18 protein-coding genes are annotated in these 25,274 nt (G+C 64.5%); 8 read left to right on the top strand and 10 right to left on the bottom strand.

What is annotated here, in order from left to right:
• Positions 1-35 precede the first annotated feature (35 nt).
• On the top strand, positions 36-620 hold the full coding sequence (locus AB1286_RS07190) for a hypothetical protein (protein WP_430362610.1): 585 nt from the start codon (positions 36-38) through the stop codon (positions 618-620).
• Positions 621-668: 48 nt separating this feature from the next.
• On the opposite strand, the gene metG is transcribed toward AB1286_RS07190, so the two are convergent.
• Entirely contained in the window at positions 669-2,813 is a 2,145-nt protein-coding gene (metG, locus tag AB1286_RS07185; protein WP_430362609.1) for a methionine--tRNA ligase, read from the bottom strand.
• 422 nt (positions 2,814-3,235) lie between these two features.
• Complete coding sequence (locus tag AB1286_RS07180; RefSeq protein WP_430362608.1) at positions 3,236-3,883, bottom strand: OmpA family protein; 648 nt, start codon at positions 3,881-3,883, stop codon at positions 3,236-3,238.
• A gap of 299 nt (positions 3,884-4,182) precedes the next feature.
• On the opposite strand from AB1286_RS07180, the gene apbC reads away from it, so the two are divergent.
• From apbC to AB1286_RS07155, 5 genes are all read left to right on the top strand, one after another.
• Complete coding sequence (apbC, locus tag AB1286_RS07175) at positions 4,183-5,271, top strand: iron-sulfur cluster carrier protein ApbC (RefSeq protein ID WP_430362607.1); 1,089 nt, start codon at positions 4,183-4,185, stop codon at positions 5,269-5,271.
• Between the two features lie 150 nt (positions 5,272-5,421).
• On the top strand, positions 5,422-5,961 hold the full coding sequence (locus tag AB1286_RS07170; protein ID WP_430362606.1) for a superoxide dismutase family protein: 540 nt from the start codon (positions 5,422-5,424) through the stop codon (positions 5,959-5,961).
• Between the two features lie 23 nt (positions 5,962-5,984).
• A complete protein-coding gene (gene dcd, locus AB1286_RS07165; protein ID WP_430362605.1) occupies positions 5,985-6,554 on the top strand; it encodes a dCTP deaminase in 570 nt (189 codons plus the stop codon).
• Positions 6,555-6,695: 141 nt separating this feature from the next.
• Positions 6,696-8,975 carry an Orn/Lys/Arg decarboxylase N-terminal domain-containing protein gene (locus AB1286_RS07160; protein WP_430362604.1) on the top strand — a complete coding sequence of 760 codons (2,280 nt, stop codon included), beginning with the start codon at positions 6,696-6,698 and terminating at the stop codon, positions 8,973-8,975.
• A gap of 2 nt (positions 8,976-8,977) precedes the next feature.
• A complete protein-coding gene (locus tag AB1286_RS07155) occupies positions 8,978-9,829 on the top strand; it encodes a lysozyme inhibitor LprI family protein (protein WP_430362603.1) in 852 nt (283 codons plus the stop codon).
• Between the two features lie 102 nt (positions 9,830-9,931).
• Here AB1286_RS07155 and argH read toward each other — a convergent pair whose 3' ends face one another.
• The 4 genes from argH to AB1286_RS07135 form a co-directional block, all read right to left on the bottom strand.
• The gene (gene argH, locus AB1286_RS07150) at positions 9,932-11,335 is read right to left on the bottom strand and encodes an argininosuccinate lyase (RefSeq protein ID WP_430362602.1); all 1,404 of its coding nucleotides are present in this window, start codon (positions 11,333-11,335) and stop codon (positions 9,932-9,934) included.
• A gap of 102 nt (positions 11,336-11,437) precedes the next feature.
• Entirely contained in the window at positions 11,438-12,259 is an 822-nt protein-coding gene (locus AB1286_RS07145) for an anti-sigma factor (protein WP_430362601.1), read from the bottom strand.
• 1 nt (position 12,260) lies between these two features.
• Positions 12,261-12,851 (bottom strand): sigma-70 family RNA polymerase sigma factor, encoded by a 591-nt coding sequence (locus AB1286_RS07140; protein WP_430362600.1) that lies wholly within the window; start codon positions 12,849-12,851, stop codon positions 12,261-12,263.
• A 67-nt stretch (positions 12,852-12,918) separates the two neighbouring features.
• Positions 12,919-13,782 (bottom strand): helix-turn-helix transcriptional regulator, encoded by an 864-nt coding sequence (locus tag AB1286_RS07135; protein WP_430362599.1) that lies wholly within the window; start codon positions 13,780-13,782, stop codon positions 12,919-12,921.
• Positions 13,783-13,997: 215 nt separating this feature from the next.
• Here AB1286_RS07135 and AB1286_RS07130 point away from each other — a divergent pair, with 215 nt between their 5' ends.
• Positions 13,998-14,759 carry a class I SAM-dependent methyltransferase gene (locus tag AB1286_RS07130; protein WP_430362598.1) on the top strand — a complete coding sequence of 254 codons (762 nt, stop codon included), beginning with the start codon at positions 13,998-14,000 and terminating at the stop codon, positions 14,757-14,759.
• A gap of 22 nt (positions 14,760-14,781) precedes the next feature.
• Here AB1286_RS07130 and AB1286_RS07125 read toward each other — a convergent pair whose 3' ends face one another.
• From AB1286_RS07125 to ppc, 4 genes are all read right to left on the bottom strand, one after another.
• A complete protein-coding gene (locus tag AB1286_RS07125) occupies positions 14,782-15,990 on the bottom strand; it encodes an EAL domain-containing response regulator (protein WP_430362597.1) in 1,209 nt (402 codons plus the stop codon).
• Positions 15,991-16,015: 25 nt separating this feature from the next.
• Positions 16,016-17,005 carry a response regulator gene (locus AB1286_RS07120; protein ID WP_430362596.1) on the bottom strand — a complete coding sequence of 330 codons (990 nt, stop codon included), beginning with the start codon at positions 17,003-17,005 and terminating at the stop codon, positions 16,016-16,018.
• A gap of 15 nt (positions 17,006-17,020) precedes the next feature.
• Positions 17,021-20,707, bottom strand: a complete 3,687-nt coding sequence (locus tag AB1286_RS07115) for a PAS domain S-box protein (RefSeq protein WP_430362595.1) — start codon at positions 20,705-20,707, stop codon at positions 17,021-17,023.
• A gap of 379 nt (positions 20,708-21,086) precedes the next feature.
• Positions 21,087-24,032 carry a phosphoenolpyruvate carboxylase gene (ppc, locus tag AB1286_RS07110; protein WP_430362594.1) on the bottom strand — a complete coding sequence of 982 codons (2,946 nt, stop codon included), beginning with the start codon at positions 24,030-24,032 and terminating at the stop codon, positions 21,087-21,089.
• 250 nt (positions 24,033-24,282) lie between these two features.
• Here ppc and hemC point away from each other — a divergent pair, with 250 nt between their 5' ends.
• Positions 24,283-25,266, top strand: coding sequence for a hydroxymethylbilane synthase (gene hemC, locus AB1286_RS07105; RefSeq protein WP_430362593.1), 984 nt, complete (start codon positions 24,283-24,285; stop codon positions 25,264-25,266).
• The last annotated feature ends 8 nt before the right edge of the window (positions 25,267-25,274 follow it).

Raw genomic sequence — 25,274 nt, 5'->3', positions numbered from 1 at the left:
TGATTTACGCTCGATTCATTTCAAGGAGTTGTGCGATGACCACCGTATCGATGTGGCGCTGGCCGGTATCGGAGGTGAAGCTTGGCAAGGGCGGTTCGCTGCTCGAGGACCGGGGCAGCTTGCGAAAGGCGATCAAGAACAGCCGTGGCTGGTTTCAGCTTTCCGAGCACGGCGAAGGGCGTAAGCCGCTCGTGATCATCGGTAGCCGTGCGCAAGTGCTGGCGTTTTTCCGGCGTCACGCGGCGAGCGGAATCGAAAACACGGTGCCCGAGCTGCCGCGAATCTACATGGGCATCTCGCGCTACGTCCCGAAAACGCAGTACCGAAAGCTCACGCCGCATCACGACGCGGCGCTGAGGCTGGCGAATATGGCGACGTGGACGGGCGTGGGACCGTATATGCAAGACGTGAGCAACGTCGCATCGCTGGGCGGGACGCTCTACGAGTACGTGCGCAAGCTGCTGCGGCCCGGGATCGCCGAGTCGGCGGCCAAAGCGGATGCGATCTGCGTGACGTTCAGCTATATGCCCGGGGCGGGCATGCGCGAGGTGGGGTGCCACAAGCTCGCTTTCGGCGCTCAAGAATCCGGCGCGGGCATTCAAGCGCTTCTCGCCCACTGATGTGGGCAAACCGGCAGGCGCTGCTTGCACCTGCCGGCTACGCACCGGTTAACGTACGCGCATGCCGGGCTTCGCGCCGGTATGCGGCTCGAGGATATAAAGGCCCGGTTCGGCCTTCTCGTTGGCGCTCGACGCGGCGAGCACCATCCCCTCGGACATGCCGAACTTCATTTTGCGGGGCGCGAGATTCGCGACCATCACCGTCAGCTTGCCCACCAAGTCCTCGGGCCGATAGGCGGATTTGATGCCCGAGAAGACGTTGCGCGTCTTTTCCTCGCCCACATCGAGCGTGAGTTGCAAGAGCTTGTCCGAGCCTTCCACGGCCTTGCAATCTACGATGAGCGCGACGCGCAGATCGATCTTGGCGAAATCGTCGATCGAGATCGTCTCGCTTTGCGCTTCGATGGCCGGGGCAGGCGTCTTTTGCTTCGTCGCGGTGCTCTGCGCCGCGCCGGCCGCCGCCGCGCCTTGTTCGGTCGCTTGCAACGAACCGCGATTGGCGGCGATCAGCGCTTCGATCTGCTTGACGTCGATACGCGTCATCAAGTGCTGGTAGGCGTTGATCGGTTGAGCCGACGACAGCGGCGTATCGGCATCGGCCCATGCGAGCGGGGCCACGCCGAGAAACGTTTCGACCTTGGCGGCGAGCGCCGGCAGTACGGGCTTGAGCGCGATCGAGAGCAGGCGGAACGCTTCCAAGCTGACGCTGACCGTTTCGTGCAGCAAAGCCGCATTGGCCGGATCCTTCGCTTGGTCCCACGGCTTGGCCGTATCGACATAACCGTTGACGGCGTCGGCGAGCTCCATCGTTTGGCGCAGGGCGCGGCTGTATTCGCGCGCTTCGTAGTGCGCCGCAATCTGCGGAATCGCCGCGCGCAGCGTGCCGAGCAGCGGATGGCGCATGGCGCTGTCTTGCACGCGAGCGTCGAAGCGCTTGATCAAAAAGCCCGCCGCGCGGCTCGCGATGTTCACATACTTGCCCACCACGTCGCTATTGACGCGTGCGAGGAAGTCGTCGAGGTTCAGATCGAGATCCTCCATCGTCGCGTTCAGCTTCGCCGCGAAGTAGTAGCGCAGCCACTCAGGGTTCAAGCCCGTTTCGATATAGCTGTTCGCGGTGATGAACGTGCCGCGCGATTTCGACATCTTCGCGCCGTCGACGGTCAAAAAGCCATGTGCGAACACGTTCGTCGGCGTGCGATAGCCGGCGAATTCGAGCATGGCCGGCCAGAACAGCGTGTGGAAATAGAGAATGTCCTTGCCGATGAAGTGGTATTGCTCCGTTCTCGAGCCGGGCTTGATCCATTCTTCGAAATCGAGGCCGCGCTTGTCCGCCAGATTCTTGAAGCTCGCGTAGTACCCCACCGGCGCGTCGAGCCAGACGTAGAAGTACTTGCCCGGCGCACCCGGAATTTCGAAGCCGAAGTAGGGGGCGTCGCGCGAGATGTCCCAATCGCCGAGCTTGGCTTCGCCGGCCTCGCCGAGCCATTCGCGCATCTTATTCGTCGCCTCGGGCTGCGCGAGACCGCTGACCCACTCGCGCAAGAAATTTTCGCAGCGCGTGTCGGACAACCGGAAGAAGTAATGCGTCGACTTGCGGCGCACGGGCGTCGCACCCGAAATGGCCGAATACGGGTTGACCAGGTCGGTGGGCTGGTAGGTCGAGCCGCATACTTCGCAGCTGTCGCCGTACTGATCCTTCGCCCCGCATTTCGGGCATTCGCCCTTGATGAAGCGGTCCGGGAGGAACATCTCCTTGACAGGGTCGTACGCCTGCTCGATCTCGCGTGCGTCGATGAGGCCCGCTTGCTCGAGCTTGCCGTAGATCGTCTCGCACAACGCCTTGTTCTCTTCCGAATCGGTCGAGTAATAGTTGTCGAACGAAATCAAAAAGTTGCCCAAATCGCGCGTGTGTTCGCGCCAGACGCGCTCGATCAGTTGCTTCGGCGTAATGCCTTCCTTTTCGGCGCTCAGCATAATTGGCGTGCCGTGCGTGTCGTCGGCGCCGACGTAGTAGACCTCATGCCCGTGCATTCGCATCGCGCGCACCCAGACGTCGGTCTGGATGAACTCGACCATATGGCCGAGGTGGATCTGTCCGTTCGCATAGGGCAAAGCGGACGTCACGAGAATGCGGCGGCGGGCGGCGCCCGTGCCGGCTTGCGCGGCAAAATGAGGGGCGGATACGGTCATGAGCGTATAGGAAGGTGTGCTGCTTGAGGGAAAGCGTCGATTTTAGCAGGCACGGCACTGTCGTTCGCCGAGAGCCGGCGTTTCGACAGGCCGCTGGGCGTGGCGACGGAAGCTGGTATCGGATTTCTAACCAAACGGCCGCGTCATGCCGGAAATGTAAGAAATATCTGCCAAAGCGTGCCGGCTAGGGATAAGCAGGCAAAAAAAACCGGGGCGTTCGGCCCCGGAGCAACAACGACAAGAGGAGAATGGTGACGCAGCGGCGTTGGCCAGCCACGTACCGAATATACAGACCAGCGAAATGCCGGCGAGTTCGAAAAATTTTTCGGAACGTTTACCGCCGGCTTCTAGGCGCCTTCCGTTGTTGCCTTCGGACCCCGCTCGGGCGTGCCGCGGCGCGCCCCGGGGCCCAACGGCGAGCGTTAGCCCTGCTGGGCCACTGCGCGCAAGTAGATCTCTACGCGACGGTTCTGTTCGCGGCCCGCGGCCGTATTGTTGTCTCCGACCGGGTTGCTGGCCCCGAAGCCTTGCGCATCGAGACGGTTCTGTTGCACGCCGTGCTGCGTCAGATAGGCCGCAACGCTCTGCGCCCGATTGACGGACAACGTTTGGTTATGCGCGGCGCTTCCCGTGCTGTCCGTGTATCCGCGGATCTGCGCGACGACTTGCGGGTTTTGATTCATCTGCGTCGCCAACTCGTTCAGCGTGGGGTACAACTGCGAATTGATTTGGTAGCTGTCTGTGGCGAACGTGACGTTGCTCGGGATATTCAGCTTGAGCGAGCCGTCCGGCTGCTCGGTGATCTGGGTGCCCGTTCCCTTCGATGCGCCCGACAACTTATTGCGGATATTTTGCCAGTTGTAGCCCGTGACGCCGCCGGCCAAGGCGCCGACGCCGGCGCCGATCGCGGCTCCCTTGCCGCCGCCGGCCAGCGCGCCGATTCCGGCGCCGAGCGCGGCGCCGATACCGGTGCCGGTGGCCGTGTTGGTTTGCTGCTGCGTGGCGCAGCCGGCGAGAATCGAGCCGGCAACGGCCAAAACGGTGAGGCGGGTGACAATTTTTGCGTTCATGTTGGTGTCCTCTCTCGAAAACGGTCGCTCGCGCGATGCGGCGACAAAACCGGCAAGCGGAAGCCTGAGCTTAGCCGAGGCGAGGCGCACGCTCCCGCTAACCACTACAATAGTGCCTGCGAGTGCCGATGCGGCACTCTCTTTGCTTGCCGCTGGGCGAAATTGCCCGTCGGTTGGCCGTTTGGCAATGGTACGCAACATTTTCTTTCACTTTTCCGCGGTCTCGCCGTGTTTCCGAAGCGCATCGCGCTTGTCCGCGAACTCGGTGCCGCGTGCATTCCTCCCTCGGAGTCGAATCGATGAGCATTGATCGGGCCTTGGTCGACGCCGCGCTCGCGGCCGTGACCGATCCCAATACGGGTAAGCCGATAGCCAACGGCAAAGGCGTGAGGAACGTCGCGATCGACACCGCCGCCGTTAGCGTCGACATCGTGCTCGGCTATCCGGCCAAGAGCCAGTTCGACGCCGTGCGCTCACTCGTCGAAGCGGCGCTATTGAAGGTGCCGGGCGTCGAACGCGCCCAGGTCACCGTGTCGCAGTCGATCGTGGCGCATACGGTACAGCCGGGCGTCAAACTCCTGCCGAACGTCAAGAACATCGTGGCGGTCGCCTCGGGCAAGGGCGGGGTCGGCAAGAGCACGACCGCCGTGAACCTCGCGCTTGCGCTGGCGAGCGAGGGCGCGAGCGTCGGTATCTTGGATGCCGACATCTACGGTCCGTCGCTGCCGATGATGCTCGGTATCGAAGGCCGGCCGGAATCGCCGGACGGGCAGTCGATGAACCCGATGAAAGGGCACGGCATCGAGGCCAACTCGATCGGCTTTCTCGTCGATCAGGACAACCCGATGGTCTGGCGCGGTCCGATGGCGACGTCGGCGCTCGAGCAATTGCTGCGCCAAACGCGGTGGGGCGAGCTCGATTACCTGATCGTGGACATGCCGCCGGGCACCGGCGACATCCAGCTTACGCTCGCGCAGCGCGTGCCCCTTACGGGCGCCGTGATCGTCACGACGCCGCAGGACATCGCGCTGATCGACGCCAAGAAGGGGCTCAAGATGTTCGAGAAGGTCGGCGTGCCGATCCTCGGGCTCGTCGAAAACATGAGCATCCATATCTGCTCGAACTGCGGGCACGCCGAGCACATCTTCGGCGAAGGCGGCGGCGAGCGCATGGCCAAGGAATACGGTGCCGAACTTTTGGGCAGCTTGCCGCTCGATATCGGCATCCGCGAGCAGGCGGACGGCGGGCACCCGAGCGTCGTGGCGGATCCGCACGGCACGATTGCCGAAACCTATCGCGCGATCGCCCGGAAAGTGGCGATTCGGATCGCCGAACGCGCCCGCGACATGAGCGCGAAGTTTCCGACCATCGTCGTGCAGGACACGTGAAAGCGCATTGCCGCCCATTGTCGGGTGCGCCGCACGCCGCGGCGCACGGCCCCGATTGTGCTTGCGCGTCCCGCGTCGCGGTATCATGTCGCCTTCGCTTGAGTCCGGCTCGGCGGCGCGAGTGGCGCCGTGCGCCGGCATGAGGATCGCATGAGAGAAACAACCGGCTGGCGGCGCGTCCGCCGTCCGAGCGCGGCAGCCGCCCTAGTGCTGGCCAGTGTGGCGCTCGGCGGCTGCGCTGCCTTCTTCGGCCCACACGAAAAACGCGCGGACGCGCAGGTATTGCCCACGGTCGGCAATGCGGCGCGCGGCACCGTCACGTTCATCGAGCGCGCGGACGGCGTGCAGGTGACGTACAACCTGGTCGGTCTGCCGCCGAATAGCGACCACGCCTTGCAGGTGCACGAGCGCGGCGATTGCAACGCGGCCGACGGCTCGAGCGCGGGCGCGGTATTCGCGCCGGCGGCCGATCGCCTCAAAACCGGCGTGCGGCGTGCGGGAGATCTCGGCAACATTCATGCGGATGCGACAGGCGTGGCCGCCGGTTTCGTCGTGGCGACCGAGGTGTCGCTCGACGGGGTGCGCTCCGTCGTCGGCCGCTCGGTGCTCGTCGCTCGCGAGCCGAGCGATCCGGAATTCCCCGATCGGGGCGTCGGAATTGCGCTCGCGTGCGGCGCGATCCGGCAGTAAATCCGCTTATTCAGCGTTTTTTTATGACCATCAAATCCGACAAGTGGATTCGGCGCATGGCCGACCAGCACAACATGATCGAGCCGTTCGCGCCCGCTCAAGTACGCATGGGCGAGGACGGCCGCAAGCTCGTGAGCTACGGCACCTCGAGCTACGGCTACGACATTCGGTGTGCCGACGAATTCAAGATCTTCACGAACATCAATTCGACGATCGTCGATCCTAAGAACTTCGACGAGAAGTCGTTCGTCGATTTCAAGGGCGACGTTTGCATCATCCCGCCGAATTCGTTCGCGCTCGCGCGCACGGTCGAATATTTCCGCATTCCCCGCAACGTGCTGACGGTCTGCTTGGGCAAGTCCACGTACGCGCGCTGCGGGATCATCGTCAACGTCACGCCGTTCGAGCCCGAATGGGAGGGCTACGTGACGCTCGAGTTCTCGAATACCACGCCGTTGCCCGCTAAGATTTACGCGAACGAAGGCGTGGCGCAGGTGCTGTTTTTCGAGAGCGACGAGGTGTGCGAGGTGTCGTACGCCGATCGCGGCGGGAAATACCAGGGGCAGCATGGCGTCACGCTGCCCAAGACGTAGTGTTGGCAACCGTCATATAACGGACGCGCAACGCGTAGAGACTCTAGTGTTTGATTGCCTGCCCTAGGCACCGAGAGCGGCCGCTGGCACGTGGGATGCGATGACCCCGTGCCCGCGGTCCTTGTTTTTGGAGATTCGTCCATGAAGTTTCGTTTCCCCGTCGTCATCATCGACGAAGATTTTCGCTCCGAGAACATCTCGGGCTCGGGCATCCGCGCGCTCGCGGAGGCGATCGAAGGTGAGGGCGTGGAAGTGCTCGGCCTGACGAGCTACGGCGATTTGACCTCGTTCGCGCAGCAGTCGAGCCGCGCCTCCTGCTTCATTTTGTCGCTGGACGACGACGAGCTGATGCTCGGCGAAACGGGATCGGACGGCGAGTTGCCCGAGCTTGCCACCGCCATTCTCGAATTGCGCGCGTTCGTGACCGAGGTTCGCCGCCGCAACTCGGATATCCCGATCTTCCTGTACGGCGAGACGCGCACCTCGCGCCACCTGCCGAACGACATCCTGCGCGAGCTGCACGGTTTCATCCACATGTTCGAGGACACCCCCGAGTTCGTCGCACGCCATATCGTGCGCGAGGCGAAGGTCTACCTCGATTCGCTGTCGCCGCCGTTCTTCAAGGAGCTCGTCAAATACGCCGACGAAGGTTCGTACTCGTGGCACTGCCCGGGGCACTCGGGCGGCGTCGCGTTCTTGAAGAGCCCGCTCGGGCAGATGTTTCACCAGTTCTTCGGCGAGAACATGCTGCGCGCGGACGTATGTAACGCCGTGGACGAACTCGGGCAACTGCTCGATCACATCGGACCGGTCGCGGCCTCCGAGCGCAACGCCGCGCGCATTTTCAGCGCCGATCACCTGTTCTTCGTGACGAACGGCACCTCGACGTCGAACAAGATCGTCTGGCACGCGACGGTGGCGCCGGGCGACATCGTCGTCGTCGACCGCAACTGCCATAAGTCGATCCTGCACGCGATCACGATGACGGGGGCGATTCCGGTGTTTCTCACGCCGACGCGCAACAACTTCGGCATCATCGGCCCCATTCCGCGCGACGAATTCAAGCCCGAGAACATTCGCAAGAAGATCTTGGCGAATCCGTTCGCCCGCGAGGCGCTGGAAAAGAACCCGAATCTGAAGCCGCGCATTCTGACGATCACGCAGAGCACCTATGACGGCGTCGTCTACAACGTCGAGATGATCAAGGAGCTGTTGGGAGACTTTCTCGATACGCTGCATTTCGACGAAGCGTGGCTGCCGCACGCCGAATTTCACGCGTTCTATCAGGACATGCACGCGATCGGCGCGGGGCGTCCGCGTACGGGGGCGCTCGTGTTCGCTACCCATTCGACGCACAAGTTGCTCGCCGGCATTTCGCAGGCCTCGCAAATCGTCGTCCAAGACTCCGAGCACGGCGTGTTCGACCGGCATCGCTTCAACGAAGCCTATTTGATGCATACGTCCACGAGCCCGCAGTACGCCATCATCGCTTCGTGCGACGTCGCGGCGGCCATGATGGAGCCGCCCGGCGGCACGGCGCTCGTCGAGGAATCGATCGCCGAGGCGCTCGATTTCCGCCGCGCGATGCGCAAGGTCGATGCCGAGTACGGCGACGACTGGTTCTTCCAGGTTTGGGGCCCCGAAGCGCTGGCCGACGAAGGCATCGGCTCACGCGAGGACTGGATTTTGCACGCCGACGATCAATGGCACGGGTTCGGTCCGCTTGCCGACGGCTTCAACATGCTCGACCCGATCAAGGCGACGATCGTCACGCCGGGGCTCGACATGGCCGGCGATTTCGGCGAGACGGGGATTCCGGCCGCGATCGTCACGAAATATCTGGCCGAGCACGGCATCATCGTCGAGAAAACGGGGCTTTACTCGTTTTTCATCATGTTCACGATCGGCATCACGAAGGGTCGTTGGAATTCGATGGTGACGGAGTTGCAGCAGTTCAAGGACGACTACGACACGAATCAGCCGCTGTGGCGCGTGTTGCCCGAGTTCGTGGCCCAGCACCCCGCGTATGAGCGGATGGGTCTGCGCGATCTGTGCCAGGCGATCCATAGCGTCTATCGCGCGAACGACATCGCGCGACTGACGACGGAGATGTATCTCTCCAACATGGAGCCCGCGATGAAGCCGTCGGACGCGTTCGCCAAGCTCGCGCACCGCGAGATCGATCGCGTGCCGATCGACGAGCTCGAAGGCCGCGTGACGAGCATTCTGTTGACGCCTTATCCCCCGGGCATCCCGCTGTTGATTCCGGGTGAACGCTTCAACAAGACGATCGTCAACTATCTACGGTTTGCGCGCGAGTTCAACGAGCGCTTCCCGGGTTTCTCGACGGATATTCACGGCCTCGTCGCGGAGACGACGGCCGGCCGGACCGAATATTTCGTCGACTGCGTGCGCGTTTGACAATGTCCAAGCCGAACCCTCCTCTCGGCGCGTTCGCGGCATGGGCCATGCGGTGCGCGCTGCTCGCCGCGCTCTCGGTTGCACCGTTTTCGGCGCGTGCCGAGGCGGCGCGCGCCGATCCGATCGACACGGCGATGCAGAATTGTTCGGCGCGGGCGGATCGCTCGTCCACCCCCGGGCAGGTCCAGTGCATCGAGGCCGCCCGCGATGCGTGGCAACAAGCGATCGATGCCGCGATGCGCTCGATCGCGGCCAGCGCGCCCGACGATCAGAAGCGCGGCTGGGCGCAAAGCCAAGGGCGATGGCTGGCCTGGCGCAAGGAGGAGCAAGCGTTGTTGCGGGCCGTATTCGCGACGACGCGCGGCAGCTCGTACTCGATCACGGAGGCGAATGTTTTGTTGCAGTCGGTGCGCGATCGCGCGCTTGCGCTGCGGCATGTCGCCTCGCGCTTCGCGCCGGTTGCATCGACAGTGGGCGCATCGGCGCCGCTCGGCGCTTCGCCGGCTTCGGCGCCGGCTCCCGGCGCAAGCACTGCTGCGGATGCGCCGGCCGTCTCGAGCCCTGCGGCGACCCGCGCGCAGAGCGAGGACGCTCGCGCGCACGACGAGCGCTTGCGCCCCTGTAACGTCGATGGAGCCTGCGAGCATGCGCAGTTCGATTTGCGGCGTTATGAGCGGTCGCTGCGCGACAAGCTCCCGGTGCGCGCAAGATCGACGCTCGTGCGGGCTCAGCGGGCGTGGTGGTCGTACTTTGACGCGACCTCATTGCTCGGCACCGAGGCCGAGCGCGCGGACCTGATCGGCGAGCGTGTGGCGACGATCAAGCGATTGTCGGAGACCGTGGGAAGCGATTGAGGGATGGGGACGGTAGCGCGACGGCTGCGAGGATCGAGCCGCCGCCGCGCTGGGTGCTTGAACCGCTTCAAGCTGCTTAGCGCTACTGCTACTTAAAGCCGCTTAAAGCGTTTGACGTGCAGCTTGAACCGCGGCGCGAACTTGTTCCGGCGCCGTGCCGCCCGGATGATTGCGGCTTGCCACCGAACCTTCCAGCGTCAAATACCCGAATACGTCCTCGCCGATCAAATGGGCGACGTTCGGCAGTTCGGCGCGCATTTCGTCGAGCGTGAGATCGGCCAGATCGCAGCCGCGATCGACGCAGATCCGCACCGCATGCGCCACGGCTTCGTGTGCATCGCGGAACGGCAGGCCGCGCTTGACCAAATAATCGGCCAAGTCCGTCGCCGTCGAAAATCCTTGCAGCGCCGCCGCACGCATCGCCTGCGGCTTGACCGTGATGCCCGCCACCATCTCGGCGAAAATCCGCAACGTATCGGCGACGGTATCGACCGTGTCGAACAGCGGCTCTTTGTCTTCCTGATTGTCCTTGTTGTAGGCGAGCGGCTGGCCTTTCATGAGCGTGAGCAACGCCATCAGATGGCCGTTCACGCGCCCCGTCTTGCCGCGCGCGAGCTCCGGCACGTCGGGGTTCTTCTTTTGCGGCATGATCGACGAGCCCGTGCAGAAGCGGTCGGCCAGATCGATGAAGCCGACGCGCGGGCTCATCCACAACACGAGCTCTTCGGACAGACGCGAGACGTGCGTCATGACGAGCGCGGCGGCCGCCGTGAATTCGATTGCGAAGTCGCGGTCGGATACGGCGTCGAGCGAATTCGCGCAAATGCCGTCGAAGCCGAGCGTCTTGGCCACGGCGTGCCGATCGATCGGATAGCTCGTGCCCGCGAGCGCCGCGGCGCCGAGCGGCAAGCGGTTCACGCGGGTGCGGCAATCGCGCATGCGCTCGCTGTCCCGCCCGAACATTTCGACGTAGGCGAGCAGGTGATGACCGAATGTCACCGGCTGTGCGACTTGCAAATGCGTGAAGCCCGGCATGATCGTTTCGGCATGCTGCTCGGCCAAATCGACGAGCGCCGTACGCAAGTCTTTGATAAGGCCGCCGATATGGTCGATCTCGCCGCGTAGCCACAAGCGGATATCGGTGGCCACTTGGTCGTTGCGCGAACGGCCCGTATGCAGGCGCTTGCCGGCATCGCCGATCAACGCGGTCAGGCGCGCCTCGATGTTGAGGTGAACGTCCTCGAGGTCGAGTTGCCAGACGAATTCGCCGCGCTCGATTTCACCTTTGATCTGTGCCATGCCGCGCTCGATCGCCGCGAGATCGTCGGCGGCGATGATTTTTTGCGCGGCCAACATCTTCGCGTGCGCGAGCGAGCCTTCGATATCCACGAGCGCCATGCGCTTGTCGAAAAATACCGACGACGTGTAGCGCTTGACGAGTTCCGACATCGGCTCCGAGAAGCGAGCCGACCAGGCTTCGCCTTTTTTGTGCAGTTGAGACGTCATGATGATGGGCGGTGAAGAAATGAGCGGATGGGCGGTAGGCCGAAGCGGCGGTAAGCCGTCGATTTTATCACCGCCCGAGCGGCCTACCGGCTCGTATCGGCTTTATGCCGTGGCCATCAACGCGCCTTCGCAGACGACCGGCCCGGTGGGGCCGTCGGTCCGGCGCGAGCCGCCCATCGGTTCGACCGATATGGCCAGCTTCACGTAGGTGTTCATGCCGTGCAGCTTCATGGCGACGACTTCGCCGGCCGGCAGCATGCCGAGCGAGACCATGCGGCCGTCGCGCATCACGCCCCAAAGCTGTTCGCTCTTGCCGGGCGGCGGCGCGTTGCCCCCGGTCATACGGTGCACGCTCGCCATCGCGTTCTTGTCGTCCCACATCACGAACGCCATCGTCGCGCTTTTCGGCTGATCGGGCGGCACGAGCGCCGCGACGTACGCGACGCGCTCGATCTTCCCGCCGCTGGGCGCCGCCGCGGGCGGGGCGCCTTCCGGCGCGAACGGGCGCAGCGTAACGGCGAGCGTCACCGCCGCGGCGAGCGCCAGGCCCGTCGCTCCGATCGACCAGCCGCGCCAGAAGGCGAGCGAGTCGAACCAGCGCGAGCGCGCTTGGCCAAATGCCGTACGCGCGCCGGCGCGGCGAGTGGGTGCGGAAGCGAAAGCGGCGGCTGCCGACCCCGCGGATGCCGTGTTCAAACCGAGCCTGCGCTCCACGCCTTCCCATGCGCTCGCGGGCGGCGCGACGCTCGGGGCGAGTTCGGTCATCGCCGCGATGCGCGCTTGCCAGCTTTCGGCGGCTTGTCCAATACGGCGATCTTGGCGCGCCAGCGCCTCGAAGCGTTTGCGCGCGCTGCCGCGCAGCACGCCAAGCGCGTATTCGGCGGCAAGGCGGTCGACCAAATCGGGATTCCGGTGCAAGTTCATATCACTTGCCCCCCATGCAAATCTTCAGTTTTTCAAGCCCGCGGCGCACCCACGACTTCACCGTGCCGAGTGGGACCGAGAGCTGCTCGGCGATCTCGCTGTGGCTTTGATCGCGCAGATACGCCAGCGCGACGGCCTGGCGCTGGCTCGCATCGAGCCGCGATAGGCAAATCGCAAGTTGCTTCGCTTGTTCGGACAAAAGCGCCGTATCGGCCGGATCGCGCTCGTCGCCCGCGATGACTTCGTCGAGCGAATCGCTCCATTCCGTCGTGAGCGGCGAGCCGTCGGAGGTGGCGGCTTTTTGCCGGCGCAGGCAGTCCAACGCCCGATTGCGCACGATGGCGGCCATCCACGTGAGCGGACCCGCGAGCGCCTCACGGTAGTCGCCGGCGTGGCGCCAGATGTTGACGAACGACTCCTGCAACGCTTCCTCCGCCCATTCGCGCTTCACCAATATACGGAGCGCGACGCCAAACAGTTTCGCGCTCGTGAGTTCGTACAGCGTACGGAGTGCTTGAGCGTCGCTGGCCGCGACGCGCGAGAGCAGGGCGGCGAGAGCGGACGGCGTGGGTTCGTTGGGTAAGGTCGTCATAGGGCGGCTTCGGCGCCGTCGTGGGTTCGAGGCGCTATCTTACGCTTGGCGCCGGCCGCGCCCGGGTTCACACCCGCACGAGCGCGACGAGCAGCAAGTCCTCGCGGTGCGCGGGCCGCAGCGTGATTTGATCGTAGACGACACGCCCGTGGCGCGGGTGATCGAACGCCCGGCTGCCGCCCTCGCGTTCGCCGACGTCCTGGGACGCCCAAAAATGCGCGAATTCGTCGCTTTCGGCGCTCAATGCATCGATCAACGCCCGAGTCGGGCCATCGTTCAGATGGCGGATCGAATCGGCCCGGAATTCGGCCACGAGGCGGCGTGCGCGCGTTTCCCAATCGACGATCAGCGTGCGCGCCGCCGGCTCCGTGAACGTAAAACGAAGCAGATTGCGGTCGCGCGGCGTCTCGGGCGCCCCGTCGAGCCAGCCGACGAAGAGTTCCGCCGCTTGGGTGTTCCATGCCAGCGCGTTCCACTGACGATCGAGCACGTAGGCCGGTGCATCGAGCAAACCGACGGTTGCGATCAAGGTGGCCGGTGCGTCGTTCGACGCCGGCGTGGGCTCGGCCGGGTCGCGTTCTCCGGCCAGTTCGAACAGATAGGCGCGCTCTGCGCGCGAAAGCCGCAGCGCGACGGCGATACGAGCGAGCGCATCGGCGGAAGCGGAGACGGGACGCCCTTGTTCGATCCAGGTGTACCAGGTCGGACTCACGCCGCACATTTGGGCGACTTCCTCGCGGCGCAGCCCCGGCGTGCGCCGTCGTGGGCCCGGCGGCAAGCCGACGGCCTGCGGCGTGAGCCGCTCGCGGTGCGCCCGGATGAATTCGCCGAGCGCGCGGGCCGGCGACGCTTCCAGCGCCGTTCCCGGCGACGGGGCCGAGGCTGCGTGACGAGCGCTCGTGCTGGGGCGGGGCGGTACGGCGGTGGTCATGATGGTCGGCGAAATCGGTTGTGTCGGGTAGATCGGGGGGTGCGGTCGCAGCCTGGTAGATCCGATACCGGGATATTTGCTTGGCTTGTACCGGTACCTGCGTGGTCATATTGTAGCGGGACGCGTCGTCGAAATGGCCGATCGGGTTGATTTTGGGGCGGCGCGTAGGCCGGCTTGCCGGCTTTTCCCCTATTTGCTGCCCAAGGAGCGCACCGATGAAACATCACGACCAGGTCGCCGACGCATTCGGCTCGACCGCCGCCGCCTATCTGACGAGCCCGACTCATGCGAGCGGCGCCGACCTGGAGGCGCTGGCGCGGGAAGTCGGATCGACGCCGGACGCCGACGTGCTCGATCTCGGATGCGGGGCCGGCCACGCGAGCTTTGCCGTCGCCGCGCACGCGCGCTCGGTGATCGCCTACGACATCGCCGAACCGATGCTGGCGACGGTGGCCGCGGCCGCCCGCGACAAAGGGCTCGCCAATATTCGGACGCAGCAAGGCGCCGCCGAGCAATTGCCGTTTGCCGATGCATCGTTCGATTGGGTCGTGAGCCGCTTCAGCGCCCATCATTGGCGCGATCTCCCGCGGGCCCTGACGGAAGTGCGGCGCGTGCTCAAGCCGGGCGGCCGAGTGCTGTTCATCGACGTGGCCGGCGCCGATCATCCTTTGATCGATACGCATTTGCAGGCTGTCGAGGTGCTGCGCGACGGCTCGCATGTGCGCAACTACCGCGCCGACGAATGGGTCGCCTTGTTTGCCGCCGCGGGATGCTCGGCTACCGTACGGGAGCGCTGGCGTTTGCCGATCGAATTCGCTTCATGGGTGGCGCGCATGCGTACGCCGGCCGAGCGCGTGCAGGCGATCCGCTCGCTGTGGGCGAGCGCCCCCGACGAGGTGCGCGAACATTACGGCGTGCAGCCCGACGGTTCGTTCATGCTCGACGTGGTCATGATCGAGGCGCGTTGCACGCAATGAGCCGGACCTCGCGCGCGGGTCCCTAGCGCGTGAGCGCCGCGTAACGCGCGGCCCACGCGTCGGCCCATGTCGCGAGTGCCTCGCCGGGCATCGGCACCCCGACGAAGCCGCCTTGCGCGACGTCGCACGACAAGTCGCGCAACACGCACCAATCGTCGGGATCGTCGATGCCCTGCGCGATCGTGCGCATGTTGAGCTGACGAGCAAGCAACAGGCTTGCTTTGACGATGGCGCCGAGCGAGGTGTCCCGGCTCGCGCCATGCACGAAGCCGCCGTGAAGCTTTAGTTCGTCGAACGGCACGTCGCGCAAATGCGTGAGAGACGCGTGCCCCGTGCCGAAATCGTCGAGCAGCAGACTGATGCGCTTCAAGCGCAGCCGCGTCAGTACGTCGAGCGAAATGAGGCCATCGCGCGTGATATGCGCGGTGTTGATTTCGAGCACGATTCGAGAAAGCGGGAACCCGGCCTGCTTGGCGGCATCGACGATGAAATCGGGGAAATCCAGCGCGGCCAGATCCTCCATCGACAAATTGACGGCGACGCGGAAATCGTCGCCCAAGCCTTGCCATCGAGCCGCCTCATCGAGAATCGACGGCAGCATCGTGCGCGTCAAATCGTTTAGGATTCCGGAGTACTGCTCGCCCGCCTGCAAGCGATCGGTGACGACTAGCCCGTCGCGTGGGTGCCGCCACGCGCTTATCGCTTCGACGCCCATCAGTTCACCGGTCGCGAACGCAACTTGCGGCTGAAAGCAGGTCACGATTTGACCGGCAGCGATCGCCGCGTGCAGTTCCTCGGGGAGATAAGTGCCGCGCAGCTGACCCGCGGGCGCCGGCGGTTTGACGCAGTGCAGCCGCTGCTGCAATTGCTCGCGCGTGGCCGGTTTCGCGAGCGAGCCGAGCACGTGCAAGCCGCGAGAATAGGCGAGCTTTTCCGCGCTCTTGAGCACGCGCGTATCTTCGCCGCTCACCAGCACGACCTGTCCGTCGTAGCCGCGCTGCACGAGTTGCCGCAGAAATTCGACGCCGTCCATGCCGGGCATTTGCAGATCGGTGAAGACGACGTCGACTTGATGATCCTGCGTCTCCAGTACCGAAAGCGCATCTTGCGCGTGTTCGTACGAAAGGATGTCGTCGTAGCCGAGAGCAGTCAGTTGGCGAACGAGTACCTTCAGTACGAACGGCTCGTCGTCCACGACGAGGATCTTGCGGGGACGTGTGGCTTGCTCCATGTGCTGCACCCGTGCTTACCGATGGTCATACCGCCAAGCCGGGCAAGAACTGGCGCAGCTTCTCGTGCAGAGTGTTCTTGTCGAACGGCTTGACGAGAAAATCGGCGGCGCCGGCCTTCAGGCTGTCGACCACGATGTTGCGTTCGCTATGACCTGTCACCATGAGGATCGGCACATGGCCGAACTGGCCGATCGACTTGATTTTGCGCGTGGCCTCGACGCCGTTCGTATCGGGCAAGCCTACGTCCATGAGCACGAGGTCCGGCTTGTGCTCCCACATTTGCTCGATCGCTTGCGCGCCGCTGCCGGCGAACAACACGTCGATATCGAGCCCGTTCATCAAACGGCCGATGAGCTTTTGCTGAAATTCGTCGTCCTCGACGATGAGCACGGCCAATCGTTGCGGCGCGGGACTCGCGGCCTTGGGCGCCGGCGCGTGCGTGCCGGGGGCCGTCTGCGCCGGCTGCGCGCCGCCGGCTTGCAAGCCGACGAATACCGTATCGGTATCGGCCTCGACTGGTTTCGCGGGTTGCTTGTTCGGCGCGTTGACGCCGGCCGGTGCGGCGCGCGGGGCGACGTCGCCGGCTTGCTCCTTGGCCGCCATGATGCGCAGCGCTTGATGCACGGACATGCGCAAACGAGGCGCGTCGTTCGTTGCCGGCCAAAACAGCACGTAATCGTCGAAGTGACCGGTACTGCACAGATCGTAGACCGTCCATACGTCGTGCTTATTGCAGAGCACGACGACACGATGACGCGTTTCGTGCACGACGGTGCTCATCCTATAGAGCCCGATGTAGTAGCGCTGGGCCGCATCGAGCGTATCGAACGCGAGGACGAGCACGGAGGGACGATGCGTTTCGAAATCGTCGACGGCGAATTCGGATTTCGTCGACAGCTTCACGTTGTGAAATTCGTCTTGCAATAGCTTGCCGACGAGCTCCGCGTCGGCCACGGATTGGCTGGCGACGAGGACTGCGGCGTGCTTGGGCGTCAGATCGTTGAGTTCCGTCATGATTGACCGTCCTGATTATCGTGATTCCACGGCGAGTAGCCGATCGAGCGATTGTTCGACCGCGGCCAGCGCCGCATCGAACTGCTTGGCCCAATTGGCCAGCAGAGCGAGGTCGCCGGCTTTCCCGGCGTTTTCGAGTTCGGCGCACAAATCGCCGAGCGTGAGCGCACCCACCGAGCGCGACGACGATTTGAGCTTGTGCGCGATCGCGCCGGCTTCCCGGCCGCGGCCCGCCTCGCAATGCGCGCGCAACTCGCCGGCCAAGCGCCCAACCGACTGCTGATAGTCGCAAAGCAACTCGCGCACGGTTTCGGGGTCGTCGCCGACGATGCCTTTGAGCACCTCGATATCGACGGCGCACGTGTGAGCCGGCGCCGGTTCGGGGGGCGGCGCCACCTCGGATGCGGCGGGGGTGTCATCCACGGGAAAATGCGAATCGAGCACCGCTTGCAGCCGGGCGAGTTGGAGCGGCTTGGTCAGGTAGCCGTCCATTCCGACGGCCTTCGCGCGGGCCGCTTCTCCTTGCACGGCGTTCGCCGTCAGCGCGATGATCGGCAAGCGCCAGTTCGTGCCTTCCTCGCGACGGATCGTTTCGACGAGTTCGTAGCCGTCCATCTCCGGCATATGCAGATCGGTCAGCAATAACGCATAGCGGTTGGCGCGCCAAAGCGCGAGCGCCTCGCGTCCGTCGCCGGCGATCTCGGCGGCATGGCCGAGTAGGGCCAGTTGGCGCAGGATCACCTTCTGATTGATCGCGTCGTCTTCGGCAACGAGGATCAATCGCCCGAGTTCGCGGGCCTGGGCAATCGACGGCGCGGGGCGGTTCGAGCCCAGTCCGCCGCCGCGCACGGCGGTACTCGCATGCGAAAGGGCGCGATGAACGTCGAGGGCCGCTTCGCCGATCTCGAACGGCAGACTGACCGTGAACGTCGAGCCCACGCCTACTTCGCTTCGCGCCGAGACGTCGCCGCCCATCAACTCGCACAGCCGCCGGCAGATCGCGAGGCCGAGGCCCGTGCCGCCGAAGCGGCGCGTCGTCGATGCCTCGGCTTGGGTGAACGGCTTGAACAGCTTAGGTAGCGTATCGGCGGACATGCCGATGCCGTTGTCGCCGACATGGAAGCGGATCTGCACGCGGCCTGCCTCCGACGGATGCGGCTCGGCTTCGACGGCGACGCTCACCGCGCCGGGTTTGTCGGGGCGTCCGCCCGAGAACTTGATGGCATTGCCGACTAGGTTGTAGAGCACTTGCCGCAGCCGCGTGTCGTCCGACAGCACGACCTGCGGTAGTTCGGGGGCGATCGACTTCGTGAGTTTCACCCCGGCTCGCTCTGCGACTGGCATCAGCGATTGACACAATCCGTCGACGAGATGGGCGATCGAGAGCGGGACGCGCTCGATATGAAGCCGGCCCGCCTCGATCTTCGAGAAGTCGAGGATGTCGTCGATCAGCGTCAGCAGCGCATGCGCCGATTCGCGGATCGTCGTGACCATGTCGCCTTGGTCGGTCGATAGCGGCGATTGCGAGAGCACTTCGATCATACCGATGACGCCGTTCATCGGCGTGCGGATCTCGTGGCTCATCGTGGCGAGGAAAGCACTCTTCGCGCGCGACGCGGACTCGGCATCGGCACGTGCCTGTTCGAGCTGTTTCGTGGCCCGGCGGCTTTCGGTCACGTCGCGCGCGGTCGCGTAGATGAGCCCTTCGAGCTGGATCGCCTTCCACGCGAGCCAGCGCGCGCTTCCGTCCTTGCACAGGTAACGATTCTCGAACTGATCGATCGGCTCGCCGGGGCGGCGGCTCTCGATTTCGTGCATCGTGCGCGTGCGGTCCTCGGGGTGGACGAATTCGATGAACGGGCGCGAGAGCAATTCGTCGGCGGACCAGCCGAGCACCTTCGTGAATGCCGGGTTGACGCGTTTGAACCGGCCTGCCGGGTCGGCCAAGCAAGTCAAATCGAGCGACAGATCGAACAGCCGGTCGCGCTGCGTCTCGGCTTCCTTGCGCCCCGTCACGTCTTGCAGCATGACGAGCGCGCCGCGCACGCCGTCGAGCTCGTAAGGCACGGCCGTCATTTCGCCGACGAACGCGCTCCCGTCGAGCCGCAGCCACTTCTCTTCACGTGCCGGCGCGGCCGTGAAGCGCCGCAGCAGACGGCCGATCCGTTCCTCGATCACTTCGCGATGCTCCGCGTGGGCGAACTCGACGATCGATAGTCCCCGAATTTGCGCGGCCGAATAGGCGCCGAGCATTTCGAGCGCTTTGGGGTTGGCGAAGGCGATCTTGAACTCTTGGATCAGGAACACGGCGTACGGCGACAATTCGATCAGTTGCCGGTAGCGCGATTCGCTTTGCATCAAGGCTTGCTCGTTCGCATGTTCGCGCGTCACGTCGCGAATCAGCGCGACGACGCCGCTCGAGTCGGCTCCGCGCCGCTCGACGCGCATTTCGTAGACGCTAGGGAACGGCGTGTCGAGATTGAACACGGCGTTCGCCGAATGCTTGAGCGTCGCTCCGCCGAGCATTTGCGCGAATTGCTCGGTTTTGCCCTCGTGTTCGGCGCTGGGGTCGTCGCGGAAGAACGCCTGTGCAATTTGGACAGGCGTCGCGGTCGCGATTTCGTCGCCCTGCCAGCCGAGCAGTTCGAGCAGGCGGGGGTTGTAGCCGTCGATTTGGCCGTTGGCGGATAGGCCGAGGGCGCCATCGGGAATCGCCTTGAACAGCGCATCGGCACGTTTCGCCTCCACGATCGTGCGTTCGTGCGCTTCGCGCTCGCGCCCCGACGCGGCTTGTAGCCGGCGAAATAGCCGGCCCTGTTTCGCCCCCGCCGCTAGAATCAAACCGGTCAGCACGACACCCGCGATAACGAGCGCAAGCATGCGCATACGGAACGCGGCGAGAAATTCCGCATTGGAAAAACCGACCATGACCACGAGCGGGTAATCGGGCAGGGTCCGGTAGCTCACGGTGCGCTGAACGTGGTCGATCGGGCTTACGGCGTTGAAATGACCGCGGGGCGAGGTAGAAAGCGCGGTCCGCAGCGGCGAGTTTTGCGGCAGACGCAGCCAGTCGAGGTTGCTGCGATCGCCGCTGCGACGCGCGCGAATGTCGAAATCGTACGTGCCGACGACGGAGACGAGACCGTCGTGACCGAGGCGCAGCGTATCGTAGAGCTCGGTCAGGTACGACGGCGGCATCGAGACGACGATGACGCCCAAAAAGCGCCCTTGCGGGTCGTTGACGCGCTCCGAAAGCTGGATCGAGGTTTTGCCGCTGATGCGGCCGATCACGGGGCGGCCGACGAATAGCCGCGTGCTCGGATCGTCCAGGTGAATGCGAAAGTGTTCGCGGTCGGAAAGGTCGATCGGCTTGAAATCGGGAATCGTCGAGGCGCGCAAGATGCCGTGCTTGTCGATGACCGCAACTTGAACGAAGACGTCGAGATCGAGCAGGCCGGAGTGAACGTAATCGTCGAGCGGCAAGTTCACGCCATTGCGACGGACGAGCCATGCGACGACGGACGCCGCCTGATTCGCCTCGCGCAGAACGCGCGACGTGTGGGCCGAGAGCGCGTCGGCGAGCGCATCGGCCTGGAGCCGTTCGTTCGTCAACTCGGTTCTGACATCCCAAGTCGAAAAGGCACCGAGTGCGAGCCATAAAGCCAGGATCAAACCGAGCGCCGTCGCGTGATTGACACGCAACGTATGCGGGATCCTTGCCAGCGATCGAAAAAGGGACGACACGTTAATCATGATTCGACAAGCATTTTTGCCGACTACGCTTGCTCGCGAAATAGCTGCGACGTGCGCCTCGGGGCGGCGCACCGGCGCCTGTTGCCGTATCCGCCTGTGTCGGGTTTGCAGGCCAATGATTGACATAGTAGGAACGGCAAAACCGGGTATTACGATTTTTTTAACGACCGGAATGCGATAAAACTTGAGCCGCTGGGGGCGGTATAAACACTTAAGGGTAAGCGAAACAAATAGGTGCAGCGCAATAAAAAAGGCCGCTCGCTTTCGCGAACGGCCTTTTTAAACGCAAGCCTAAAACCGGCGCTTTACAGCGCCGGCATAATGGCGCTTAGCCCGTATTGCGTAGGCCGGCGGCGATGCCGTTGATGGTCAAGTGAATGCCGCGCCGTACACGCGTATTCGAATCGCCGGCGCGATGCCGCTTGAGTAGTTCGACCTGCAAGTGGTTCAGCGGATCGAGATACGGGAAGCGGTTCTTGATCGAACGCGCGAGCAGCGGATTATCGGCGAGCCGCTCATCCTTGCCGGTGATTTCCGAGAGCGCGTGCGAGGTCCGTTCCCATTCGGCGACGATCCGCTCGAACACGTGTTTGCGCAGTTTCTTGTCTTCGACGAGTTGCGCGTAGCGCGACGCCACGGCGAGATCGGTCTTGGACAGCACCATGTCCATGTTCGAGAGCAGCGTCGAAAAGAACGGCCAGCTCTTGTACATCTTGCGCAGTATGGTCAGGCGGCGCGTGCGATCGGCCTCGCTCGCCGCGCCTTCCAGATGCGCGGCGACGGCGCTGCCGAAACCGTACCAGCCCGTCAGCAGCAAGCGGCACTGCCCCCACGAGAAGCCCCAAGGAATCGCCCGCAGATCTTCGATGCGGCGGTTCTTCGGATCTTGCAGCTTGCGCGAGGCCGGGCGGCTGCCGATGTTCAACTCGGCGATTTCCGAGATCGGCGTGGACGAGAAGAAGTAATCGGTGAAGCCCGGCGTCTCGTAGACAAGGGCGCGATAGGCGGCCATGGCGGCGTTCGAGAGCGATTGCATCGTCTCTTCGAAAGCGGCGAGGTTGGCCGGCGCGTTGCCCTGCGGCACGAGCGACGCTTCCAGCGTGGCGGCGACGACGGTTTCGAGGTTGCGCCGCCCGATCTCGGCGTTGCTGAACTTGCTCGCGATGACTTCGCCTTGCTCGGTCAGCCGGATCTGGCCGTTTACCGTGCCCGGCGGCTGCGACAAAATCGCCTGATAGGTCGGACCGCCGCCGCGGCCGACCGTGCCGCCGCGGCCGTGGAACAGGCGCAGGGTAATACCGCGCTCGCGGAACAGCGCGACGAGCGCGAGTTCGGCGCGATACAGCTCCCAGTTCGACGTGAGGAAGCCGCCGTCCTTATTGCTGTCCGAATAGCCGAGCATGACTTCTTGTTCGCCGCCCTGGTGGGCGAGCAGTGCATCGACGCCCGGCAGCCCGAAGAACTCGCGCATGATGACGGGTGCGTTGCGCAAGTCGGCGATCGTTTCGAACAGCGGAATGACCATCAGCGAATTCTTCGCTTTGGCGCCGCGGCCGCCGAGCGTGCCCTCGAGCAGCCCCGTTTCCTTTTGCAGCAGCAGGACTTCGACGAGGTCGCTGACGGTCTCCGTATGCGAAATGATGTAGTTGCGAACGGCGCGCGCACCGAAGCGCTCGCGCGTGACGCGGGCCGTTTCCAGTACGGCGAGCTCGCTTTGCACGAGCGGCGAGTAGTCGAGGTAGGGCGAGCGCAACAGCCGCGGTTGCTCGAGTTCGGCCAGCAGCACGCGTAGCTTGTCCGCCTCGGCGAGCGAGGCGTAGTCGCGCTCGACGCCGGCACGCGCGAGCAACTCGGCGATGACGGCTTCATGGACGTCGGAGCTTTGGCGCAGATCGATCGATGCCAGGTGAAAGCCGAACACCTGCGCGGCACGTGCGAGCGGTGCGAGACGCGGCGTGGCGAGCGAGCTGCCGTGATGCGCGCCCAGCGAGTCGACGAGCACGTTCAGATCGCGTGCGAACGCCTGCGCGTCCGCATAGGGCTCGCACTCGCGGTGCACGCCGCTGCGCGTGTGGACGGTGCCTTCGCCGAGCAAAGCGCGCCCCGTCGCGGCGAGCCGCGCGTAGACGCCGATCAGCGCCCGGCGATAGGGTTCGTCGACGCGGTGCGGCGATTGATCGGGGGAAGCCGCCGTCAACGCCTTCAGCGCATCGCTCGAACCGGCCAGCAGATTCGAGACCGAGAGTTCGGCGCCGAGCGCATGTACCTCTTCGAGATAGTGTTCGAAGATGACGGTGGCTTGGCGCGTGATCGCATGTTCGAGCGTGGCTGCGGTCACGTTCGGATTGCCGTCGCGGTCGCCGCCGATCCAGCTACCCATTTGGAAGAACGCCGGGACGTGGGCGGGCGCGCCCGTATGTTCGGCGAGCGCGGTTTCGATATCGTCGTACAGCGCCGGAATCTCGTTGAGGAACGTGGCACGGTAGTACGAGAGGGCGTTTTCGATTTCGTCGGCGACGGTCAGGCGCGAGTCGCGCAGCATCCGCGTTTGCCAAAGCGTCGTCACGCGTGCGCGCAGCATCGCTTCGTTGTGCGCGCGTTCGCGCTCGGTCAACTGTTGATCGCGCTCTGCCAGCAGACGTGCGATGTCGTGCTGGGCGTCGAGAATGCTCTTGCGTTGCACTTCGGTGGGGTGGGCCGTCAGCACGGGCACGATCAGTGCATCGTCGAAGAAGCGCTTGAGCGTGTCGGTATCCAGATTGCCCGCCAGCGCGAGCCGGCTCAGCGCATACGCGATCGTCCCGGCTTGCGGCGCCGAGCCCGCCAGCGCATGGATGCGGCGGCGGCGATTGTGATGGCGATCCTCGGCGATGTTGGCCAGGTGCGAGAAAAAGCTGAACGCACGGACGACGCTGACCGTTTGCTCGGGCGTGAGCGTGCGCAGTTGTTTCTCGAGCGCTTGAGATGCGCTCGTATCGTCCTCGCGCCGGAATTTGACGGCGTTCTGACGAATCGTTTCGACGACGTCGAAGACGGCATCGCCTTCCTGCTCGCGCACGACGTCGCCGAGCAGGCGGCCGAGATAGCGAATGTCCTGGAACAGCGGCTGGTCTTTATCCTCGCGGCCGCGGCCGGCCGTTTTATGCGGTGTGGCGCCGTCGGTGCGCGAGGTGGCGGCAGGGGCCGCGCTTGCTAGCGCGGCGGATTTTTTTTTGGACGAGCGAGGCGATGCATCGTTGCGGCGGGCGGTGCGCGCCGATCCGGAAGACGTCACGGTGGTTTCCTCAGTGAAGCCAGGGTGAAAAGGGGGCTGACTGCTGACAACTACAAAAAAACTGACCAAACGACTACAAAACGTGCTGGCTTGCGCTCATGTGTCCGTGGGCGAAGCGCTCGTGGCGATCGCGCCGGGTGCCGAGGATGTGCTGTTGCGCACGCGTATCGCCGGCTAGCGCGAAAAATGGGGCAAGGCGTGCGTGCTACCATTTCTCGATGTTCTATCCCGTCATTCGAAGTGTTGACTTATGAATTCCGAGACGCTTTCAGCCGCACCGCCTACCGAACTCGTCATTGCCTCGCGAGAAAGTCGTCTCGCGATGTGGCAGGCTGAGTTCGTGCGCGATGCGCTGCGGAAATTATATCCATCTTGCGACGTCCGAATTCTCGGAATGACGACGCGCGGCGATCAAATTCTCGATCGGACGCTCTCCAAGGTCGGCGGCAAGGGCCTTTTCGTCAAGGAACTCGAGAACGCGCTCGCCGAAGGCCGGGCCGATTTGGCCGTGCATTCGCTCAAAGACGTGCCGATGTCGCTGCCCGAGGGGTTCGCGCTCGCCACCGTCATGGAGCGAGAAGACCCGCGCGACGCGTTGGTTTCGAACACCTACGATTCCCTGGCGGCGCTGCCGGCGGGCGCCGTCGTGGGCACGTCCAGCCTGCGGCGCGAGGCCATTTTGCGCGCGCGCTACCCCCATTTGGTCGTGCAGCCGTTGCGTGGCAACCTCGATACCCGGCTCGCTAAGCTCGATCGCGGCGACTACGCGGCGATCATTTTGGCCGCGGCGGGACTGAAGCGGCTCGGGCTGGCCGCGCGCATTCGCGCGTTGCTCGACGTCGAAGACAGTTTGCCGGCGGCGGGGCAAGGGGCCCTCGGTATCGAAATCCGTGCAGGGCGGCCCGAACTCGAAGCGTGGCTCGCGCCGCTCGAACATGCGCCAACGCGGCTTGCCGTCGAAGCGGAGCGGGCGGTGTCGCGCGCGCTCGGCGGTAGCTGCGACGTGCCGCTTGCCGCCCATGCGTTCTGGCAAGGCGGACAAATGCACCTTGCGAGCCGCGTTTCGATGCCCGACGGCAGCCGCCCGGCGGTTGCCCAGGCGTCGGCGGCCGTGACGAACGCCGCCGATGCGGTCGCGCTCGGCGATGCCGTCGCCCGCTCGCTCGTGGCGCAAGGCGCCCGCGAGGTCGTGGCCGAACTCGCGGCCGCGCGCGGCGCCGAGCCGGCGGCCTGAGCGCGGCG

Source organism: Trinickia sp. NRRL B-1857 (assembly GCF_050470685.1).
In the GTDB taxonomy this organism is placed as follows: domain Bacteria; phylum Pseudomonadota; class Gammaproteobacteria; order Burkholderiales; family Burkholderiaceae; genus Trinickia.
Note: the sequence above shows the minus strand (reverse complement) of the source record. Positions and strands in the feature narration are given on the sequence as shown.

Bases quoted from the DNA above. Each gene is read 5' to 3' on its own strand.
- AB1286_RS07130 (WP_430362598.1), top strand. From the start codon at position 13,998: ATGAAACATCACGACCAGGTCGCCGACGCATTCGGCTCGACCGCCGCC.
- AB1286_RS07160 (WP_430362604.1), top strand. From the start codon at position 6,696: ATGAAGTTTCGTTTCCCCGTCGTCATCATCGACGAAGATTTTCGCTCC.
- AB1286_RS07140 (WP_430362600.1), bottom strand. From the start codon at position 12,851: ATGACGACCTTACCCAACGAACCCACGCCGTCCGCTCTCGCCGCCCTG.
- AB1286_RS07125 (WP_430362597.1), bottom strand. From the start codon at position 15,990: ATGGAGCAAGCCACACGTCCCCGCAAGATCCTCGTCGTGGACGACGAG.
- AB1286_RS07170 (WP_430362606.1), top strand. From the start codon at position 5,422: ATGAGAGAAACAACCGGCTGGCGGCGCGTCCGCCGTCCGAGCGCGGCA.
- AB1286_RS07135 (WP_430362599.1), bottom strand. From the start codon at position 13,782: ATGACCACCGCCGTACCGCCCCGCCCCAGCACGAGCGCTCGTCACGCA.
- apbC (WP_430362607.1), top strand. From the start codon at position 4,183: ATGAGCATTGATCGGGCCTTGGTCGACGCCGCGCTCGCGGCCGTGACC.
- AB1286_RS07190 (WP_430362610.1), top strand. From the start codon at position 36: ATGACCACCGTATCGATGTGGCGCTGGCCGGTATCGGAGGTGAAGCTT.
- AB1286_RS07145 (WP_430362601.1), bottom strand. From the start codon at position 12,259: ATGAACTTGCACCGGAATCCCGATTTGGTCGACCGCCTTGCCGCCGAA.
- metG (WP_430362609.1), bottom strand. From the start codon at position 2,813: ATGACCGTATCCGCCCCTCATTTTGCCGCGCAAGCCGGCACGGGCGCC.
- AB1286_RS07155 (WP_430362603.1), top strand. From the start codon at position 8,978: ATGTCCAAGCCGAACCCTCCTCTCGGCGCGTTCGCGGCATGGGCCATG.
- hemC (WP_430362593.1), top strand. From the start codon at position 24,283: ATGAATTCCGAGACGCTTTCAGCCGCACCGCCTACCGAACTCGTCATT.
- dcd (WP_430362605.1), top strand. From the start codon at position 5,985: ATGACCATCAAATCCGACAAGTGGATTCGGCGCATGGCCGACCAGCAC.
- AB1286_RS07180 (WP_430362608.1), bottom strand. From the start codon at position 3,883: ATGAACGCAAAAATTGTCACCCGCCTCACCGTTTTGGCCGTTGCCGGC.
- argH (WP_430362602.1), bottom strand. From the start codon at position 11,335: ATGACGTCTCAACTGCACAAAAAAGGCGAAGCCTGGTCGGCTCGCTTC.
- AB1286_RS07120 (WP_430362596.1), bottom strand. From the start codon at position 17,005: ATGACGGAACTCAACGATCTGACGCCCAAGCACGCCGCAGTCCTCGTC.